The following is a 19,843-nucleotide window of genomic DNA, read 5'->3' as shown; positions in this document are numbered from 1 at the left end:
CCTCTCGCCCGCCTGCCCCGGAACGCCGGCGCGGGCGAGGCGGGAGGCGGCCGATTCCGCGTCTGGTAAGGCCGGTTTTCGGAATCGGTATGGCTTTTCGGACGGCGCGCGAGGCTGCCGAATAGGTCTCGGTTTGGGATTCGGGAACACGCCCGGCGGCAAATCACCCGTAAACTCTGGCGAGTGGACACGACGCTAACCGACCCGCTCGTGGGGCAGTTGCTCGACGGGCGCTACCGCGTCGAGTCCCGGATCGCCCGGGGTGGCATGGCCTCCGTATACCTGGCTCTGGACGTCCGGCTCGACCGCACGGTCGCCGTCAAGGTGATGCACCGCTCGCTGGCCGAGGACCCGCAGTTCGTGCGGCGTTTCATCGGCGAGGCCAAGTCGGTGGCCAGCCTCTCGCACCCCAACATCGTGCAGGTCTTCGACCAGGGCACCGACGGGGCGCACGTCTACCTGTCCATGGAGTACGTCCCCGGCCGTACGCTGCGCGACGTGCTGCGCCGGCGCGGCCACCTCCCGGCCCGCGAGGCCCTGGAGATGGTCATCCCGGTGCTCGCCGCGCTCGGCGCGGCCCACCAGGCCGGGCTCATCCACCGCGACGTCAAGCCCGAGAACGTGCTGCTCGCCGACGACGGCCGGGTGAAGGTCGTGGACTTCGGCCTGGCCCGCGCGATCGAGGCGACCAACCAGACCAAGACCGGCATGATGATCGGCACGATCGGCTACATGTCGCCCGAGCAGGTCACGACCGGCAACGCCGACGCCCGCAGCGACGTGTACGCCGCCGGGATCATGCTGTTCGAGCTGCTCACCGGGCGGCAGCCGTACTCGGGTGAGACGCCGATGTCGGTCGCCTACCGGCACGTGCACGAGACCGTGCCCGCGCCGTCGTCGATCGTGCCCGACGTGCCGCCGGTGATCGACGCGCTCGTCGCCGCGGCCACCGACAAGGACCCCGCCGCGCGCCCGGCGGACGCGACCGCGATGCTCGTCGCCGCCGTCGAGGTCCACCGTACGCTGCCGAAGACCGGGCACACCGACGCGCACGCCGCCCGCCACGGGGCCCCGGACACCGGCGCCCACAGCGGCGTGCGGACGGGCGCCCACCGGACCATGCCGCCGGCCGGCGGGGCCTCGTCGTTCGGCACGGAGTCGCACGGCACCGGGTCGCACGGCACCGGGTCTCCTGGCACGGGGCCGCACGGCAGCGGATCGTTCGGCAGCGGGTCGTTCGGCATGGGGGCGCACGTGCTCGCCGAGCCCGAGTCGCCGCTCGGCCACACGATGATCCAGCCGCGCTCGGAACTGCTGACCGACCGGGCCGAGACGGGACGGCGCAGGGGACGCGGCGGGATCAGGCCCGTCTGGTTCGTCGCCGCGCTGGCCCTCGTCATGCTGGCGGGCGTCGCGTTCACCGGCTGGTGGTTCTCCCAGGGCCGCTACACGAAGGTCCCCGACCTGGTGAACAAGCCCGTCACCGTCGCGAGGCAGATGGCGCAGCAGGCCGGCTTCGAGGTGCGGATCGGCCAGGCGCGGTTCGACGACAAGGTGCCGAAGGACATCGTTCTCGACACCGAGCCGGGGCTGGGAGCCGAGGTGGTCAAGGGCTCGGTGCTCACCCTGATCCCGTCGGCCGGCCCGGAGCTGATCGCCGTACCGCTGGTCGAGAAGTACAGCCTGGCGGACGCCCGGGCGAAGATCGCCGATGCCGGGCTCACCCCCGGGCGGGTGAGCAAGAGCGCGAGCGACACCGTCCCCCGCGACCAGGTGATCCGCACCAACCCGCCGGTGGGCAAGCGCGTCAAGAAGGGCAGCACGGTCAACTTCGTCGTCAGCGCCGGGCTGCTGATGCCGGACGTCACGCAGATGATGCGCGACCAGGCGGAGAAGTTCCTGCGCGAGAAGGGCTTCAACGTCCAGGTCGACGAGACCACCGACGACGCCCCGCCGGGCACGGTGATCGCCCAGGACCCGGCCGGCGGCGCCGAGGTGGTGGCCGGGGCGACCGTCCACCTGACCGCCTCACGCGGCCCGGACCAGGGCTTCCACTGGCCGTGGGAGGCCAACCCCGCCGATCCCGACCAGACCCCGCCCGTCGTCGTCGCCGTCCCCAACGTGATGTTCAAGTCCGTCAAGGACGCGGCCAACGAGCTGAAGGCGGCCGGTTTCAAGGTCAACGTCCGCAGGGTGATGGGCACCGACCGCGTGGTCGGCGAGAATCCGCTCGGCCAGCAGCCGCCGGGCACCACCATCACCATCTGGCACTGATCCGCGCCTCCCCGCGCCTCGTCATCGTCCCCGGCGTCCCTCCGGGGGCGTGCGCGACGCGCTCGGCCATGCGGCCGGCTCACGCATGAAGAGCCCCGCCGGTTCCGGAGAACGACGGGGAGTAATGACCCCGGCGGGACGTCGTACTCGAGTCCCCGTGTGCGCAGGACTCAGGGGATGAGGGTGCCGAGGAGGCGGAGGCGGGCGAGGCCGCCGTCGGGGTAGATGTCGAGCCGGGCGTGGGTCATCCGGCGGTCGTCGTCCAGGCGGAAGCGGTGGCGGGTGTCGGGCTGCAGGCGCGTTCTGGGCAGCAGCGTGAACCAGGCGTCCTCGTCCTCCAGCGGCGCACGGTCCGCGTCCGCGCCCTTCAGCGACGCCCAGCCGGGGGCGTTGAACACCAGGTTGGTCGTGTCGAGCTCGGCGACGGCCACCCGGCCGGGCCCGGCCAGGGCCACGACGAGCCAGTCGTTGCCGTCGTCGCGGCGGCGGGCGGTCTCCCAGCCCTCGGCCTGGTTGCGGGCCAGGCCGGGCGCGATGACGTTGTTCGGCGAGGAGTAGAACTCATTGGAGCACGCCGTCACCAGGCCGCCGTTCTCCAGCGCGGCGAGGTCGATGGTGAGGCCTTCCAGGAACGTGTGGTCGGGCACGACCCGCCCGTGGACCCGCAGCCGCGCGACGCCGCCGTCGGGGAAGATGTTCAGCCGCACGTGGGTGAAGCGGCGGGGATCGGTCACGGCGAACTCGTGGACCGCGTCGCCCTTCAGCGGGCTCTTCGGCACGATCTCCACCCAGCCGTCCAGCTCCTCCGGCGCGGGGTGGCCCTCGGCCGCGCACGCCTCGACCGACGCGTACGGCGGGTAGTTGCCGCGGAACCACGCGGTGTCCACGACGACGCCGTGAATGACCCCGGGCATGCCGAGCCGCACGATCGCCCAGTCGTGGCCGGGCTCGCGCCGCCGCCGGGTCTCCCAGCCGTCGTAGACCTGTCCCTTGGCCCCGAACGTGTGCGGCCGGAACTCGGCCGGTCCCGGCCGGATCAGGGCCTCCCGTTCGGCGAACGACTCGTCGTTGGCGGCCACGACCGACCCGCCGTACGTACGGAGAGCGAGATCGGGCAGGCGGGTGAAGCCGGTCATCGGGCTCCTCTCGTCAGCAGCCGGCCACGCGGGGTGGCGAAGTCGACGGGCGTGCCGCGTAGCCAGGTGGTGCGCACCACGCCCGCCAGCCGCGCGCCGTGATAGGGAGACACCGGGTTGCGGTGGTGCAGCTCCGCGACGTCCACGGTCAACTCGGCGTCGGGGTCGAAGGCGACGAGGTCGGCGTCGTCGCCCTCCCGGATCGCCCCCTTGCCGGGCAGGCCAGCCAGGCGTGCCGGTCCCTCGGCCATCCAGCGCGCGACGTCGGCCAGGCCGTGGCCGCGGGCGCGCGCGGCGGTCCACACGACGGGCAGGCCGACCTGGAGCGAGGAGATCCCGCCCCAGGCGGCGGCGAAGTCGGGCACCTTGAGGTCGGGCGTCGACGGGGAGTGGTCGGAGACGATCCCCATGAGCACACCGTCGGCGAGCGCCCGCCACAGCGCGTCGCGGTTGGCGGCCTCCCGGATGGGCGGGCAGCACTTGTAGGCGGGCCCGGTGACCTGCTCGGCCGCCAGGGTCAGATAGTGGGGGCAGGTCTCGGCCGTGACGCGCACCCCTGCCGTCCGGGCGGCGCGCAGCGGTTCGACGCAGGCGGCGGCCGACACGTGCACGATGTGCGCCCGCGCGCCCGTCTCCGCCGCAAGCTCGATCACCTGCTCGACGGCCCTGCGTTCGGCCTCCTGCGGGCGCGACCCGAGGAAGTCGCCGTACGCGGGGCCGCCGGGCTCGGACAGCAGGGCGGGGTCCTCGGCGTGGGCGATCAGCAGGCCGTCGAACGTGGCCACCTCGGCCAGCGCGGCCCGCAGCCCGTCGCGGTCGAGCGCGGGGAACTCGTCCACGCCGGACGGCGACAGGAAGCACTTGACCCCGGCCACGCCGGCCTCGTGCAGGGGCCGCAGGTCGGCGAGGTTGCCGGGGATCGCGCCGCCCCAGAAGGCGACGTCCACGTGACACCGGCCCTCGGCGGCCTTCCGCTTGACGTCGAGTGCCGCCACGTCCACGGTCGGCGGCAGCGAGTTGAGCGGCATGTCCACGATCGTGGTCACGCCCCCGGCCGCCGCCGCCCTGGTGGCGGTCGCGAAGCCCTCCCAGTGGGTGCGGCCCGGCTCGTTGACGTGCACGTGGGAGTCGACCAGCCCGGGCAGCAGCGGCAGGTCGCCGAGGTCGGCCGACTCCTCGGCCGCCGGTGGCTCGTCGTAGGGGCGCAGGGCCGCGATCACGCCGCCGCGCACGGCGACGGCCAGCGGACGCTCCCCCTCCGGGGTCACGGTCCGCCGTGACCGCACCACCAGGTCGTACGCCCCCTCCGCCGCCGCGACCCCGCTATCCGCCGCCGGCCCGGGCCGGTCACCGCCGCGATCACGCACGAGACTCGCCGCTCCCCTCACGATCACCTACTCGTTCACGAGATGTACGGCGGCGATCCGCGCCGCCAGCCGCTCCAGCAGCGGCCCGGCCTCGGCCATGCACCGCCGCACGTCGGGCTCGACGTCGGTCAGCGCGTACGCCGCCTCGATGCAGGCCGCCCTCAGCTCGTCGTCGCCGACGGTGCGCCGCCCGCAGACGGCCACGACCGGCACGCCGTGCTTGGCCGCGGCGGCGGCGACGCCCACCGGGGCCTTGCCGCGCAGGGTCTGCTCGTCGATCGAGCCCTCACCCGTGATCACCAGCCGGGCGCCCTCCACGTGGCGGTCGAAGTCCACGAGGTCGAGCAGATAGCCGATGCCGGGCCGGATCTCCGCGCCGAGGAACGTCAGCGCGCCGAAGCCCACCCCTCCCGCGGCGCCCGCCCCCGGCCGCCCGGCCACGCCCATCGCCCGCACCACGCCGTCGTGCTCGGCCGCGCCCGCCAGGCCGTGGGTGTGCGCGGCGACGGCCGCCAGCCGGGCCAGCCCGGCCTCCAGCACGGCCACGTCCTGCGGGCTCGCGCCCTTCTGCGGGCCGTACACCGCCGCCGCGCCGTACGGCCCGAGCAGCGGGTTGTCCACGTCGCTCGCCACGATCACCTCGAAGCCCCGCAGGAGGCCGGAGGCGTCGATGGTGTGCAGGTCGCGCAGCGCCGCCCCGCCCGCGGGCAGGTCGTTGCCGGCCGCGTCGAGCAGCCGCGCGCCGAGGGCCTGGGCCATGCCCGCGCCGCCGTCGGTGCAGGCGCTGCCGCCCAGGCCGAGCACGATCCGCGTCGCGCCGTGCCGTACGGCGTGGGCGATCAGCTCGCCGGTGCCGCGGCTGGTGGCGGTGAGCGGCACCGGCTCGCCCGGCAGCCGGCGCAGGCCCGACGCCTCGGCCAGCTCGATCACCGCGACCCGTGCGCCGGGCTCGTCGCGTACGGCGTAGCTCGCCGTGACCGGATCGCCGGCCGGCCCGGTCACCCGCGTCTCGATCCGGGTGAACCCGCTCGCCACGACCGCGTCCACGGTGCCGTCGCCTCCGTCGGCCACCGGCAGCTCGACGACGGGGACGTCCCCCGCTCCCGCGAGACGCAGCCCGGCGGCCACGTGCGCGGCCACCTCGGGTGAGGTGAGCGACCCGCGGAACTTGTCCGGTGCGATGACGACGTGTCCTGTCATGGTGTGGCTCACCTGTGGCCCTTCGATCGTGTCCGGGAACGCCTCAGACATGATCCATCGTGGTGAGCCTGCGGTGGGCGTCGGCCCCGGCCCGCGCGGCCTCCTCCCCTGGCACGGTGCGCAGCTCGCCGTCGTCCACGACGGTCCGGCCGCCGACGAGCAGCCGGGCGAGCGGCGGGGTCGTGCCGAACGCGAACGCGACGACGGGATCGTCGATCGCCGCGTGGAAGCCGCCGAGCCGCCACAGCGCGACGTCGGCGAGCTTGCCGGGCTCCAGCGAGCCGATCTCTGTCTCCCTGCCGAGGCAGCGGGCGCCGCCGAGCGTGGCCATCTCCAGGGCCTGCCGGGCGGTCAGCGCGCGCGGGCCGTAGCGGGCCCGCTGCGTGAGCACGGCCATGCGGATCTCCCCGGCCAGCGGCGTCATCTCGCTGGACGCCGCGCCGTCGACGCCGAGCCCGACCGGCGCGCCCGCGGCCAGCAGGTCGGACACCCGGGCGATGCCCGCGCCGAGGCGTCCGTTGGACGACGGGCAGTGGGCCGTGCCGGTGCCGGTCTCGCCGAAGCGCCGCACGTCCTTGTCGGTCAGATGGACGCAGTGGGCCAGCCACACGTCGGGGCCCAGCCAGCCGAGCCGGTCGAGGTATTCGACGGGCAGCACGCCGAACTGCTCCCTGCAGTGCTCGTCCTCGTCGGCCGTCTCCGCCACGTGCGTGTGCAGCCGTACGCCGTGGGAGCGGGCCAGCTCGGCCGAGCGGGTCATGAGCTCGCCGCTGACCGAGAACGGCGAGCAGGGGGCGACCGCGACGCGCAGCATCGACCCGAACGACGGATCATGATATTTCCGGATGGCGTCGTCGGTGGCCTGGAGAATCTCGTCGATGTCCTCCACGACCTCGTCCGGCGGCAGGCCACCCTGAGAGGCGCCCCGGTCCATCGATCCCCGGCAGGGGTGGAAGCGCAGCCCGACCCGCCGCGCGGCCTCGATCTCCGCCTCGAAGAGGTCTCCCCTGCCCTTGGGGAAGACGTAGTGGTGGTCGGTGGAGGTGGTGCAGCCCGACAGGGCAAGCCAGGCCAGCCCGGCCGTCGCTGCGCCGGCCACCACCTCGGCGTCCATCCGGGCCCACAGCCGATAGCTGGCGACCAGCCACTCGAACAGCGTGCCGTCCGGGGTCACTCCCTGGGACGCCCACTGGTAGAGGTGGTGATGGGTGTTGACCAGGCCGGGCGTGGCGAGGCAGCCGGAGCCGTCGACGCGTTCGGCCCCCTCCGGCACTGCCGGGGCGGGTCCTGGGCCGACCGCGGTGATCAGGCCGTCCTCCACGACGACGTGACCGGACGGGATCTCCGCCCCGGCGACGGGGACGACGTAGGCGTTCTCGATGACCACCGGGCGCTGACGCTCAGCCAATGGGACCCCCGTACACAGACGATTCGGGCGCCGCCCCTCGCGGATCACGGCCCGTACGCGGCAGCACCGCCGCCTGGTGATCGCGGCGGGGCATCCGTGACGCTCGGAGTGCGGACATGGCGCACCGCGGATAACACCCCGTACGCGGCAACGCCACCGGGTGATCGCGGCCTTTACGCGGCACCGCCGTCGGGCGGTCGCGGCGGGTCATGCGCGGGAGCCGCTTTCCGCGCGGCGGGCGGCGGCCAGGCGGACCGCGTCGAGGATCTTCTCGTATCCGGTGCAGCGGCACAGGTTGCCGGCCAGGGCCTCCCGGATGTCGGCGTCCGGCGGCGCCCCTTCGGTGCCCGCGAGCAGCGCGTGGGCCTGGACGATGAGACCGGGGGTGCAGAAGCCGCACTGCACGGCCCCCGCGTCCACGAACGCGCGCTGCACCTCGTCGAGCCCGCCGCCCAGCTCACCGTCGGACCCCTCACCGGGGGCCGCCAGGCCCTCGACCGTCACCACCTCGCGTCCCTCCGCCTGGCCCGCGGCGACGAGGCAGGCGCAGACCGGGGTGCCGTCGAGATAGACCGTGCAGGCGCCGCATTCGCCCTGTTCGCAGGCGTTCTTGGCGCCCGGCAGGCCGAGCCGTTCGCGCAGGACGTAGAGCAGGCTCTCGCCCTCCCACACGTCGTCGGCCGTCATCGGGCGGCCGTTCACGGTCACGTCGACCCTCATCACGCGCTCCCCCTGAAGTCGTCCCATGCCCAGCCGAGCGCGCGGCGCGCCATCACGGCCAGCGCGTGCGTACGGTAGGCGGCGCGGCCCCGCACGTCGTCGATGGGCGCGGCGGACGCGGCCACGAGCTCGCCGAAGCGGCGCGCGACGACCGGATCGAGCGGGCCCTGGCCGTCCCAGTCCAGTCTCTCCGACGCGAAGTCCCCGGCCTGTGGGGCGTGGCGCGGGGTCGGCGCGGCCGAGCCGATGCCGGTGCCCACCCGCCGCTCGCCCGGGTCGAGCGCGACCGCGAACGAGCACACCGCGATCACCATGGCGTTCCTCGTGCCGATCTTCGAGAAATACTGCGGGCCGGTGGCGGCCGGGACGCGTACGGCGCGGATCAGCTCGTCGGGGGCGAGCGCGTTGCGCTTCACCCCGGTGTAGAACTCCCCGATCGGGATCAGCCGGGTGCCGCGCACCGACTCGGCCTCCACGACCGCGCCGCCCGCCAGCAGCGGCGGATGGCTGTCGCCGGCGGGCGAGGCCGCGCCGAGGTTGCCCGCGACCGTGCCCCGGTTGCGGATCTGCGGCGACCCGACCGTGCGGGACGCCTGGGCCAGGCCGGGCAGCTCGGTCCCGAGCTCGGCGATCAGGCGGGAGTAGGTCACGCCCGCGCCCACGCGGATCTCGCCGCCCTCCCGCGACCAGTCCCGCAGCTCGGGGATCGCGGTGAGGTCGAGCAGGGCGGCCGGGCGGCCCTTGTCGAGGTTGATCTCCACCATGACGTCGGTGCCGCCCTGGATCGGCGTGGCCTCGGGCCGCTCGGCCTTCAGCGCGAGGGCGTCCGGCCAGGTCGTCGGTCGCAGGAAGTCCATCGGCTACTCCCAGGCCGGGCCGGCGGCGGGCGCGTCCTCGCGCAGCACCGTGCCCTCGATCAGCCCGTACGGCCGGTCGGCGGCGAAGAAGACCTCGCCGTCGTTGTCCAGCCCGAAGGGCGCGAGATCCACGAGGAAGTGGTGCTTGTTGGGCAGCGACAGCCGCACCTCGCAGACCCCCGGGCACTCGGCCAGCACCCGGGTGCCCATGGCGTACAGGGTCTGCTGCAGCGACAGGCTGTAGGTGTCGGCGAAGGCCGCGAGCAGGGCGGCCCGCGCGTTCTCGTAGGTCTTGTCCCAGTCCTGTGTCGCGTCCTGGGAGGCGTCCGCGTGCCGCCAGGCCACGTCCACCGCGGTGGCCAGGACGCGGTCGCGGGTCTCCGGCAGCGTCGTGTACTCGTCCTTGGCGAAGCCCCAGAACTCGGAGTTGGTCGTGTTGAGCACGACGAGGTCGCGCAGCCCGGAGACCACCCACGACGCCGTCCCGTCGTAGTGGGCCACGCAGGTGCGGACCTCCCGGCCCGAGCGGACGAACGAGTGCCCGAACGCGCCGTTGCGCTCCCAGGCGTGCTCCTCGACGGCGACCCTCGCGTGGTGGATCGCGGGCTGGGAGTCCACGAAGTGACGCGCCAGCAGCAGCGCGAAGTCCTCGATCGCCCCGACGCCGTGTTTCTTGGCGAACGCGAAGACCGTGTTCTTCTGCGTGTCGGTGGGCAGGACGGCGGAGTTGTCCCCGCTCAGGTGCACCTCGGTCATGTCGCCCGACAGCGACGTGCTGACCGTGAGGTCCTTGATCCGGTGGGCGTCGCCGTGCCGGGTCACCCGTACGACCCTCGTCTCGGCCTTGCCATACCTGTTCGGCCCCAGAACGGCCATGTCAGCTCCCCCGGTAGGTCGAATAGGCGAACGGGCTCAGCAGCAGCGGCACGTGGTAGTGCTCGCCGGCCTCCCGGATGGCGAACACGACGCTCACCTCGGGGAAGAACGCCTCGTTCCCCAGATAGGCGCCGGTGTCGAACACGAGCCGGTAGGTCCCCGGGCGCGGGTCCTCGGCCGGGTCCCATTCCCGGCCCAGCGGGGTCCACTCGCGGATGCGGCCGTCGCCGTCGGTGCGGCCCTCCGCCACCGGCACGAACCCGTGCGCGGCGCGGCGCGAGAGCCGTACGAACAGGTCCTTGGCCGGCCGCCCGGCGGCGGTGTCGAGCACGTGCGTCGAAAGGCTCACCGGCCCTCCCAGAGCTTGGCCAGCCGCAACGCGACGATCTTCGACAGTTCGTCCCTGACGACCTTGCGCTCGGTCTCCTCGTCGTTGCCGAGCCGGTCGCGCAGCAGCGCCAGCAGTTCGCCGGCCTCCCGGCCCGTCGCGCAGACCAGGTAGACGTGGCCGAAGCGGCTCTCGTAGGCGGCGTTGCCCTCGCGGAGCGCGCCGAGCACGTCCCGGCCGGCGTCCGCGGTTCCGGACTGCTCCGACCGCGACCACGCGGCCTCGCGTCCCGCACCGGCGGGCCGTTCGCCGATCCGCGGGTGCGCCGCCAGCGCCTCCAGCACGTCGTCCCAGGTCAGCTCCGCGAGGGCGGCCTCGCTCGCGCGCCGGAGCCCGTCGAGATCGCCGTACGGCCCGCGCGCGGCGACCGCCTCCACCCATCTGGTGGAGGCGCAGCAGGACCGCAGATCCTCCCGGCTGAGTTCGCGCATGCCCGTCAGTCAACCGCCGGGCCCGGGGCGATTCCAGCGGTGCGAAGTCCGAACCGGGCGCCCCGCTCCGGGGGCCGCTTTGTACGTTGTGACAAAGGGGGCGGCATCAGCCTGCGCCAACGCCCTGTGCCACTACTCCGCGCCACTACCCGGTGCCAATACTCTTGGGAGCATCATGACTCCTTCCAATCTCATCGGCGGACACGTCTTCGTCACCGGCGGTCTCGCCAAGGGCGGGCTGAAGTACGCGGCCGACATCGGCGCGGAAGTGATCCAGGTCTTCGTCACCAACCCCCGAGGCTGGGCGCTCTCCGAGGGAAACCCGGCGGAGGACGCCAAGCTCCGCGAGTCGGGCATGCCCGTCTTCGTGCACGCCGCGTATCTCGTGAACTTCGGGTCGCCGACGCCGGAGACCCTGGAGAACTCGATCGCGGTGACCCGGCACACCCTGCGCAGGGGCGTCGAGACCGGCGCGCTCGGCGTGGTCGTCCACACCGGCTCGGCCGTGAGCCAGCCGCGCGAGGCCGCGATGCGCCAGATCCACGAGCGCCTGCTGCCGGTGCTGGACGAGATTCCGGACGACGGTCCCGACCTGCTGCTCGAACCGATGGCGGGCCAGGGCCAGATGCTCTGCGCGACCGTGCAGGACCTCGGCCCCTATCTGGAGGCCCTCGACCATCACCCCAAGGTCGGCGTGTGCCTCGACACCTGCCACGCGTTCGCCGCGGGGCACGACCTGGCCGCGCCGGGCGGGGTGAAGGAGACGATGGACGCGCTGAACGACGTCGCCCCCGGCCGGCTCAAGCTGATCCACGCCAACGACTCGAAGGATCCCTGCGGCTCGAAGCGGGACCGGCACGAGAACATCGGTGCGGGGCACATCGGCGCCCAGGCGTTCGGCGACCTGATGCGCCATCCCACGGCCGCCGGGGTGCCCATCTGCATCGAGACGCCCGGCAAGGTGGAAAAGCACCGCGAGGACATCGAGCTGCTCAAGAAGCTGCGCGGCGACTGACCGGCACGTTCCCGGTGCCCGCCGGTCCCTCGCGTCACAGCGGAACAGCGGGAACAGCGGGTTCCGGGGCGAGCGGTTTCCTGGCGACGGCTCCTCCGGGTGAGCGGCCTTTCCGAGGTGAGCGGCCTTTCCGAGGTGAGCGGCCCTTCGGGTGAATGACTCTCCCGAGGCGAGTGGCTCTTCCGGAGTGAGCAGGTCTCCCGGGGGATGCGAGTCTTCCGGCGGACGCGGCTCTCCGGGTGATCGGGATGGGGCGTTCGCGGCGATCCGGCGCCCCCGTATGGCCGGATCGCCGCGCACCCCCCGATACGCGTGGGCGGGGCCCTTCCCCCCCGAGTAGGGCCCCGCTTGGTAACCAGTCGGTGACAATCTGCTCACCTTGTGATTACCCCGCGTGTCTTGCGACGTGCGAAAGACTACGAGGTGTAGTCGGGCGGCGGGATGGCCCTTCGGACGAGCGGTCTCTAGTTAGCGCCATGCGGCCCGCTCCCGCACGACGAGCGGGCCGCGGAAGACGACGAGCGGTAGATCGGGGCGCACGAACACACCCCCCGGCACGGGCTCACGGACGGAACTGCCGGACGAGCTGCTCCCGCACCTGCCGGGTGTGCCGCCTGCTCACCGGCAGCGTCTCGCCGCCCACCTGCAGGACCACCCGCCCGGCGTCGAAGCGAAGCTCGCTGACGTGCCGCGCGTTGACCAGGGTGCTGCGGTGGGCCCGGACGAACCCGGAGCCCGCCCAGCGGCGTTCCAGCGCCGCGAGGGACATCCGTACGAGATAGACGGCCTCGGCCGTGTGCAGGCGGACGTAGTCGCCGTGTGCCTCGGCGTAGCACACGTCCTGCCGGGCCACGAACTTCGTGCGGCCCCCGAGCTCGACCGGGATCGTCTCCAGGTCCTCCCCCTCGGCGCCGGGAGGCGCGACGGCCGCCGAGAGCCGCCGTACGGCCTCCGCCAGCCGCTCCGGGCGTACGGGCTTGAGCAGGTAGTCGACGGCCTCCAGCTCGAACGCCTGGACCGCGCAGTCGTGGGCACTGACGAAGACCAGGCGGGGAGGCATGGGGAACCCGCCGATGAGCCGGGCGAGGTCGAGGCCGTCGAGGCCCGGCATGCGCACGTCCAGGAACACGCCGTCGAGGCGCACCCCGTCGGCGATCATCTGGACCATGTCGTGCAGGGCGGCCCCGCCGTCGGTCGCCGTGCTCACGTGCTCCACCCGGGCGTCCTGGCGGAGCAGGAAGGCGAGCTCGGACAGGGCGGGGACCTCGTCGTCCACCGCGAGGACACGCAGCATGGCGTCCACCGTGCCGCGTGCCCGGCCCTCCGCGCAAGGGGTGACCGAACGGTAAGTCACATTCCCGATACGCTCCGCCACTTTCCAGTGCGCAGTGAGGCAAGTTTCCCGCCAAGACATAGTAGAGCTATTGGCCTTTGGGCGTCTAACAGGACTTTTGTCCGTTGGGGCTGCTTACCGTTGAACAGGTAGCCCAGGCCCACCGAGGAACTTCGATGAGCATCAGGCCCGACAGGTGCCTTTTTTCTCCAACTCGATCCAGGCGCGGGTGACGCTGACCGTGGCGGCGGTGTCGGTGCTCGTCGTCGCGGTGATCACCGTGGGCTTCTGCCTGCTCGTCCGCCACCGGATCGAAGCCGAGATCTACCAGGAGACCCGCAGGGTCGCGATCGAATGGATCGGCTCGATGGAACACGGGCGGATTCCGCCGCCGACGCCGACGGCACGGGTGCCGCTCGTCCAGCTCGTCGACTCGCGCGGCCAGGTGGTGGCGGCCGGGCCCATGGCCGGCGATCGGCCGCTGAGCACGGTCAGGCCGACCGAGAACCACATCGACGACGTGACCGAGTGTCCCGAGGGCAAACCGTGCATCATGCTCACCGCCGCCCGGGTTCCGATGTTCCAGTCCCGGGAGTTCTGGCAGGGCGAGCCCCACTTCGTCTACGCCGGCACGGACCAGCCGCCCGCCCTGCGCGGGCAGCGGCTGGAGCTCTTCAGCGCGCTCGGCGGGGTGCTGCTGGTGGTCCTGTGGACGTGGACGACCTGGCGGGCGACGGGCCGCATCCTGCATCCCATAGACACGATCCGGCAGCGGATGTCCGAGATCACCGCCCACGACCTGTCCCTGCGGGTGCCGCAGCCGTCCGGCCAGGACGAGATCTCCCGGCTGGGCCGCACCGCGAACGAGACGCTCGACCGGCTGGAGTCGGCGGTCACGCGGCAGCGGGAGTTCGCCGCCGTCGTGTCCCACGAGCTCAAGTGCCCGCTCGCCGGCCTGCGGACGGGGCTGGAGGAGGCGCTGCTCTTCCCGGAGATCGACGCACGCGAGGCGATCGCCAGGTCGCTGCCGGCCGCCGACCGCATGCAGCGGATCATCGACGAGCTGCTCACCTTCGCCAGGCTGCGCAACACGCCGTCCTCGCTGGAGCCGGTCGACCTCGGAGCGCTCGTACGCGCCGAAGCGGCGGCGCGTACCACGGGCGTGCCGGTGCGCACCAGGACCGAGCCCGACGTGCTGGTCCTCGGCAACCGTGTGCAACTGGCCAGCGTCGTGACGAACCTGCTGGTGAACGCGCAGCGCCATGCCACCCGTCAGGTGGAGGTGAGCGCCCAGCGCGCCGGGGCCCAGGCGCAGGTGGTCGTGCAGGACGACGGCGAGGGCATCGACGAGAAGGACAGGGAGCGCGTCTTCGAACCTTTCGCCCGGCTGGAGGCGGGACGACGCCTCGATCCCCACGGCAGCGGCCTCGGCCTGGCCCTGTGCCGGGCGATCGCCGTGGCGCACGAGGGCAGCCTGTGCCTCGAGGACTCCCCGCACGGTGCCCACTTCGTCCTCCGGCTCCCGCTCATGACCGGCTGAGCCCCGGTCGGGCCGGGACGGGGCGGGGGCGGGTCTTGGGGATGCGCAGCCGGATGCGGGTGCCCTTGCCGGGCGCGGTCTCCACCATGAGCCCGTAGTCCTGGCCGTAGAGGTGGCGCATGCGCAGGTCCACGTTGCTCAGCCCGATCCCGCTGCTCTCCTCGGCGAGCGCGGCCCGCAGGTGTTCGGGGTCCATGCCGACGCCGTCGTCCTCGACCCAGATGTGCGCCTCCGGCCCGGCGTCCCTGATCACGACCCGGACCTCCCCCGGCATGCCGTGCTTGATGGCGTTCTCCACCAGCGGTTGCAGGCACAGGAACGGCACGTCGACCCGCAGCACCTCGGGAGCGACCTGGACGGTGAAGCGCAGCCGGTCGCCGAACCTCGCCTGCTCAAGCAGCAGGTAGCGGTCGACGCAGCTCAGCTCGTCGGCGAGCGAGGTGAAGTCGGCCGCCCTGCGCAGCGCGTAGCGGATGAAGTCGGCGAAGTCGAGCAGCAGCTCGCGGGCGCGCTCGGGATCGGTCCGGACGAACGAGGCGATCGTGGTCAGCGAGTTGTACACGAAGTGGGGCGAGATCTGCGCCCGCAGCGCCCGCGTCTCCGCCTCCAGGGTGCGCCGGCGGGAGGCGTCCAGCTCGGCGAGTTCGAGCTGGCCGGACATCCAGCGGCCCACCTCGGCCGCCGTGCGCATCAGACCGGCGCCGATCTCGGTGTCGTACGCCGCGAGCGCGCCGACCGCCCTGCCCTCCACGGTCAGGGGGACGACCACCCCGTGCCGGTCGCCTTCCGCGGCGGAGGCGAGGCGCGGCCTGCCGCCCGCCATGGTCGCGCGCACCTCCGCGAGGACGGCCTCGTCGGCCGGCACGCCCGTTCCGTTCCTGGCCAGGACGCGGTCACCCGTGGCGACCACCAGGCCGGCGGTGCCGAGCAGCGTCCGCAGGTGCCGCGCGGCGCGGCGCGCGGAGCCGCGGGTGAGCCCGGCGCGCAGCGAGCCCGCCGCCAGCCCCGCGACGCGCAGGGCGAGGAACATCGCCTCCTCCGGCAGCGCGCCGGGCGCCGGCCCACGACCGGCGAGAGCGCGGCCCAGCGCGCCGCCGCAGACCCCGCAGAGCGCGCACAGCGTGACCCAGACGGCTGAAGACACGCCGGACACCGTAGCCGCTCGGCGGCCTCACGGTGGGCCGTCGCCCGGGTCCTCCTGGTATGAGTAGCGCTGCTCCTTCCAGGGATCGGCCACGTTGTGATAGCCGCGTTCCTCCCAGAAGCCGCGCCGGTCCTCGGTCAGGTATTCGATCGCGCGCACCCACTTCACGCTCTTCCAGGCGTACAGGTGCGGCACCACGATCCGTACGGGATAGCCGCGCTCGGGGGACAGCGGGTTCCCGTCGAGGTGCGTCGCGAACAGCGTGGCCGGCCGGTCGAAGTCGGACATGCGCATGTTGGCGCTGAAGCCGTACTCGGCCCAGACCATGACGTGACGCACGCCGGGCGCCGGGGGCACGCGGTCGAGCAGCACCGACGTGGGCACGCCACCCCACTCGTTGCCCATGAGGGAGAACTTGGTGACGCAGTGGAAGTCGGCGATGACGGTCGTCGTGGGCAGCGCGGAGAACTCCTCCCACGTGAAGTCGTGGACCCGGCCCGAGGCCGTGGCGCCGAACACCTGGAACCGCCACGTCTCGGGGCGGAACGCCGGGACCCGTCCGTAGTGGACGACGGGCCGTCCACGTGGGACGTACTGGCCCGGCGGCAGGCGCGTCTCCTCCTCAGGGTTCTCCGGCACGCACGCCATCCTGCCATCCGCCCGGAGTACGGCCGCACCGGCCCCCTGGGGGTGGGGGTGCGGCACGACAAGGACGCGTGCGCTATATTTCGTCGCATGCGCACCGCTTGGTCGTTTTGGTATGGCGACGGACCCGTGAGGACCGATCGCCTCCATGCGCTGCGCTGACAGCCACGGCGAACGAAGGCCCCGGGTCCAACGGACCCGGGGCCTTCGTCGTTTTTCCCCCGACCCGCACGATCAACAGCGACAGGAGTCACCATGGTCATCGTCATGGCCCCCGAGGCAACGCAGGACGACATCGAGGCGATCACCGACGTCGTGGCCGCCGCCGGAGGCGAGGCGTTCGCGAGCCGCGGCGTGAACCGCACGATCATCGGCCTCATCGGCGACGTCGAGCAGTTCGCCGCGCTCAACCTGCGCGCCATGCCGGGCGTCGCCGACGTCGTGCGGGTCTCCACCCCGTACAAGCTCGTGAGCAGGGAGAACCACCCGCAGCGCTCCACGGTGACCGTGCGCGGCGTCCCGATCGGCCCGGACACCGTCACGCTGATCGCCGGCCCGTGCGCGGTCGAGACCCCGGAACAGACGCTTGAGGCCGCGCTGATGGCCAAGGCCGCGGGCGCGACGCTGCTGCGCGGCGGCGCCTACAAGCCGCGCACCTCGCCGTACGCCTTCCAGGGGCTGGGCGAGAAGGGCCTGCGCATCCTGGCCGACGTGCGCGAGCAGACCGGGCTGCCGATCGTCACCGAGGTCGTGGACGCCCACGACGTGGCGCTCGTCGCGTCGTACGCCGACATGCTGCAGGTCGGCACCCGCAACGCGCAGAACTTCGCGCTGCTGCAGGCAGTGGGCGCGGCGGGCAAGCCGGTCATGCTGAAGCGGGGCATGACGGCGACCATCGAGGAGTGGCTCATGGCGGCCGAATACGTCGCCCAGCGCGGCAACCTCGACATCGTGCTGTGCGAGCGCGGCATCCGCACCTACGAGCCCGCCACCCGCAACACGCTCGACATCTCGGCGGTCCCTGTCGTACAGCGGCTGTCGCACCTGCCGGTGATCGTCGACCCGTCGCACTCCGGCGGCCGGCGCGACCTCGTGCTGCCGCTGTCGCGGGCCGCCGTCGCGGTCGGAGCGGACGGCCTCATCGTCGACGTGCACCCCCACCCCGAGCAGGCCCTGTGCGACGGCCCGCAGGCCCTGGTGGACGGCGACCTGGACGCCCTCGCGGCGGTCATGCGCGACTTCCCCCCGCTGGTGGGCCGCACCGCCGCCACCGGCGCGACGACGCCGTCCGCCATCCCCGCCTGAACCCGTCTGCTGGGCCCGGGGACCGCGTTACGCGGTCCCCGGCTCCTGCCAGGCCGGGGAGGGCTCAGACGTCGAGCTTGTACGGCTGGATCGAGTCGGCGAGCTGGGCGGCGAGGTCCTCGGCGTCGAGGCGCTTCTCGATCTGCTTGAGGTCCTCGATCTTCGCGCGGGTCTCGGCCTGCCGGGGCGCGAGCAGCGTGCAGCAGTCCTCGTCGGGCAGCTCGGAGATCTCCAGCGTCCCGATCCTGCGGGCCTCGGCCATGATCTCGGTCTTGTCCAGGCCGATCAGCGGGCGCAGGATCGGCAGGTCCACGGCGTGGTCCTGGGCCGTGATGTTGGCGAGGGTCTGCGAGGAGACCTGGCCGAGGCTGTCGCCGGTGACCAGCGCCTCGGCGTGGATGCGGTGGGCGACCTCCTCGGCCGTCTTGAGCATCAGCCGCCGCTGCGCGATCACCGCGAGCCGGTCCTGGCCGGAGTTCCTGATCGACTGCTGCGCCTTGCCGAACGGCACCACCCACAGCCGCGACTTGCCCTGGAACTTGTCCAGGTTGCGCACCAGCGCGTACGCCTTGTAGATCGACTCGGAGGTGGTGAACGGGATGCCGGAGAAGTGCAGGAAGTCCACCCGCAGGCCGCGCCGCATCATGCGGTAGGCGGCGACCGGGGAGTCGATGCCGCCGGACAGCAGCGCCAGCGCCCGGCCGCTGGAGCCGACCGGCAGGCCGCCCTGGCCCGGCCGGCCACCGGTGAACAGGAACGCCTCGTCCTTGTCCACCTCGATGTGCACGGTCAGCTCCGGGTTGCTCAGGTCGACCGGCAGCCCGTAGGTGTCGTTGATCGCCCCGCCGACCACGCGGTCGAGCTCGTTCGAGCGCAGCGGGAAGCGCTTGTCACGACGCCGCGACCGTACGGCGAAGCGCGCCTTGCGGGCCACCTCGTCGCTGTCCCTGATCAGCTCGATAGCGGCCTTGGTGATCGCGTCCGTGTCCTTCGCCACCCGCCAGGCCAGATGGACCAGCACGATGCCGGGCACGTCGGCCACGCGGGCCGCCACGGCCTCGGCCTCCTCCACCTCGGTCCCCGCGGGCAGGAACAGGGCGATCACCCCGTGCCGCTGGCGGATGTCGACCCGGTGGTCCTTGAGAGCGTGCTTGATGTTCGCCCGCAGGCGCATCTCGAAGATCTCGCGGTTCCGGCCCTTCAGAACCACCTCGCCTAACTTGAGCAGCACCGAGGGCTCTCCGAGGGCGGTCATGGTCATCTGTGGAAACCTCCGGAACGGACGTGGACGGCCGTCACGCCGGGGAGGGCTGCGGCCAGGGGACGTTCGCCAGGGACAACGCGTCGCGGCGATGCAGGCTTCCCACTGTAATGCCGCCGCCGCGACAGCGCCGATCAGCACCCGGCGCCCCGCCATTCTTTGCCCTGCCGCGTCGTCGCGCCGGGGGCGTCCCGGACTCCGGGCCGGTCACCGCGCCGGAGGAACCTCCGTCGATGGCCCCGCGCTAGTCGAGCTCGGCCAGGCCCTTCTCTATCGCGTAGCGGACCAGTTCGACGCGGTTGTGGAGCTGGAGCTTGCTCAGCGTGTTCTGCACGTGGTTCTGCACGGTGCGATGCGACAGCACCAGGCGCTCGGCGATCTGCCGATAGGTCAGGCCCTTGGCGACCATGCGCAGCACCTCGGTCTCCCGGTCGGTCAGCCGGGGGCCGTCCTGCGCGGCGTCGCGGCCCGGGCCTGCCGTCCGGTGGGCCAGCCTGCGATACTCCCCCAGCACCAGCCCGGCCAGGCCGGGGGTGAAGACGGCGTCGCCCTCGGCGGTGCGCCGGACGGCGTCCAGGAACTCCTCCCGGCTCGCCGATTTCACGAGATATCCGGAAGCGCCCGCCTTGACCGCTTCCAGGACGTCCTCCTCCTCGGCGCTGGCCGACAGGACGAGCACGCGCGGCGGGACGGCGGACGCGCCGAACCCCCGGGCCACCTCGACGCCCGGCAGGTCGGGCAGCCGCAGGTCGAGCACCACCACGTCGGGCCGCACCGCCGCCGCCACGCGCAGCGCCTGACGGCCCTCCCCGGTGGTGGCGACGACGTCGTACCCGGCCTCGGCCAGGTCGCGGGCGACCGCCTCCCGCCACATCGGATGGTCGTCCACCACCATGACCCGCACCCGCGGGCGTTCCCGGCGACCGGCGCCCTCACCGGCCGC

General features: G+C 72.9%; 18 protein-coding genes. 4 read left to right on the top strand and 14 right to left on the bottom strand.

Going from position 1 to position 19,843, the window contains the following annotated elements:
- The first annotated feature begins 183 nt into the window (after window positions 1-183).
- On the top strand, window positions 184-2,274 hold the full coding sequence (gene pknB, locus OHB01_RS23730) for a Stk1 family PASTA domain-containing Ser/Thr kinase (RefSeq protein WP_328854003.1): 2,091 nt from the start codon (window positions 184-186) through the stop codon (window positions 2,272-2,274).
- A gap of 170 nt (window positions 2,275-2,444) precedes the next feature.
- Here the strand turns inward: pknB and alc are convergent, their stop codons facing one another.
- The 9 genes from alc to uraD form a co-directional block, all read right to left on the bottom strand.
- The gene (alc, locus tag OHB01_RS23725) at window positions 2,445-3,410 is read right to left on the bottom strand and encodes an allantoicase (protein WP_328854002.1); all 966 of its coding nucleotides are present in this window, start codon (window positions 3,408-3,410) and stop codon (window positions 2,445-2,447) included.
- A complete protein-coding gene (gene allB, locus OHB01_RS23720) occupies window positions 3,407-4,777 on the bottom strand; it encodes an allantoinase AllB (protein WP_142644945.1) in 1,371 nt (456 codons plus the stop codon). The genes alc and allB overlap by 4 nt, the downstream gene beginning before the upstream one ends.
- Window positions 4,778-4,804: 27 nt before the next feature.
- On the bottom strand, window positions 4,805-5,977 hold the full coding sequence (locus OHB01_RS23715) for a glycerate kinase (RefSeq protein WP_328854001.1): 1,173 nt from the start codon (window positions 5,975-5,977) through the stop codon (window positions 4,805-4,807).
- 43 nt (window positions 5,978-6,020) lie between these two features.
- Entirely contained in the window at window positions 6,021-7,385 is a 1,365-nt protein-coding gene (locus OHB01_RS23710) for an 8-oxoguanine deaminase (protein ID WP_328854000.1), read from the bottom strand.
- A gap of 207 nt (window positions 7,386-7,592) precedes the next feature.
- The gene (locus OHB01_RS23705; protein ID WP_142644943.1) at window positions 7,593-8,105 is read right to left on the bottom strand and encodes a (2Fe-2S)-binding protein; all 513 of its coding nucleotides are present in this window, start codon (window positions 8,103-8,105) and stop codon (window positions 7,593-7,595) included.
- A complete protein-coding gene (locus OHB01_RS23700; RefSeq protein WP_142644942.1) occupies window positions 8,105-8,962 on the bottom strand; it encodes an FAD binding domain-containing protein in 858 nt (285 codons plus the stop codon). Before OHB01_RS23700 ends, OHB01_RS23705 begins: the two co-directional genes overlap by 1 nt.
- Window positions 8,963-8,965: 3 nt before the next feature.
- The gene (gene pucL / locus OHB01_RS23695; RefSeq protein WP_142644941.1) at window positions 8,966-9,838 is read right to left on the bottom strand and encodes a factor-independent urate hydroxylase; all 873 of its coding nucleotides are present in this window, start codon (window positions 9,836-9,838) and stop codon (window positions 8,966-8,968) included.
- 1 nt (window position 9,839) lies between these two features.
- Complete coding sequence (gene uraH / locus OHB01_RS23690; RefSeq protein ID WP_142644940.1) at window positions 9,840-10,187, bottom strand: hydroxyisourate hydrolase; 348 nt, start codon at window positions 10,185-10,187, stop codon at window positions 9,840-9,842.
- Window positions 10,184-10,657 carry a 2-oxo-4-hydroxy-4-carboxy-5-ureidoimidazoline decarboxylase gene (gene uraD / locus OHB01_RS23685; protein WP_142644939.1) on the bottom strand — a complete coding sequence of 158 codons (474 nt, stop codon included), beginning with the start codon at window positions 10,655-10,657 and terminating at the stop codon, window positions 10,184-10,186. Before uraD ends, uraH begins: the two co-directional genes overlap by 4 nt.
- Window positions 10,658-10,832: 175 nt before the next feature.
- On the opposite strand from uraD, the gene OHB01_RS23680 reads away from it, so the two are divergent.
- Window positions 10,833-11,672: a deoxyribonuclease IV gene (locus tag OHB01_RS23680; RefSeq protein WP_147942222.1), complete on the top strand. Its 840-nt coding sequence runs from the start codon at window positions 10,833-10,835 to the stop codon at window positions 11,670-11,672.
- 562 nt (window positions 11,673-12,234) lie between these two features.
- Here the strand turns inward: OHB01_RS23680 and OHB01_RS23675 are convergent.
- Entirely contained in the window at window positions 12,235-12,966 is a 732-nt protein-coding gene (locus OHB01_RS23675; protein WP_142644937.1) for a LytR/AlgR family response regulator transcription factor, read from the bottom strand.
- A 235-nt stretch (window positions 12,967-13,201) separates the two neighbouring features.
- On the opposite strand from OHB01_RS23675, the gene OHB01_RS23670 reads away from it, so the two are divergent.
- On the top strand, window positions 13,202-14,545 hold the full coding sequence (locus OHB01_RS23670; protein WP_328853999.1) for a HAMP domain-containing sensor histidine kinase: 1,344 nt from the start codon (window positions 13,202-13,204) through the stop codon (window positions 14,543-14,545).
- On the opposite strand, the gene OHB01_RS23665 is transcribed toward OHB01_RS23670, so the two are convergent.
- Together OHB01_RS23665 and OHB01_RS23660 are read right to left on the bottom strand one after the other, a co-directional pair.
- On the bottom strand, window positions 14,532-15,689 hold the full coding sequence (locus OHB01_RS23665) for a sensor histidine kinase (protein WP_260617008.1): 1,158 nt from the start codon (window positions 15,687-15,689) through the stop codon (window positions 14,532-14,534). The two genes, OHB01_RS23670 and OHB01_RS23665, sit on opposite strands and share 14 nt — an antisense overlap.
- A 27-nt stretch (window positions 15,690-15,716) precedes the next feature.
- Window positions 15,717-16,337: a sulfite oxidase-like oxidoreductase gene (locus OHB01_RS23660; protein ID WP_142644935.1), complete on the bottom strand. Its 621-nt coding sequence runs from the start codon at window positions 16,335-16,337 to the stop codon at window positions 15,717-15,719.
- 252 nt (window positions 16,338-16,589) lie between these two features.
- Here OHB01_RS23660 and aroF point away from each other — a divergent pair, with 252 nt between their 5' ends.
- A complete protein-coding gene (gene aroF / locus OHB01_RS23655) occupies window positions 16,590-17,639 on the top strand; it encodes a 3-deoxy-7-phosphoheptulonate synthase (RefSeq protein WP_142644934.1) in 1,050 nt (349 codons plus the stop codon).
- Between the two features lie 64 nt (window positions 17,640-17,703).
- On the opposite strand, the gene thiI is transcribed toward aroF, so the two are convergent.
- Window positions 17,704-18,900 carry a tRNA uracil 4-sulfurtransferase ThiI gene (gene thiI / locus OHB01_RS23650; RefSeq protein WP_142616738.1) on the bottom strand — a complete coding sequence of 399 codons (1,197 nt, stop codon included), beginning with the start codon at window positions 18,898-18,900 and terminating at the stop codon, window positions 17,704-17,706.
- A gap of 244 nt (window positions 18,901-19,144) precedes the next feature.
- Window positions 19,145-19,795 carry a response regulator gene (locus OHB01_RS23645; RefSeq protein WP_142645211.1) on the bottom strand — a complete coding sequence of 217 codons (651 nt, stop codon included), beginning with the start codon at window positions 19,793-19,795 and terminating at the stop codon, window positions 19,145-19,147.
- Window positions 19,796-19,843: the final 48 nt, after the last annotated feature.

This window comes from Microbispora hainanensis, assembly GCF_036186745.1.
In the GTDB taxonomy this organism is placed as follows: domain Bacteria; phylum Actinomycetota; class Actinomycetes; order Streptosporangiales; family Streptosporangiaceae; genus Microbispora.
This window is presented reverse-complemented; position numbering and strand designations above follow the sequence as displayed.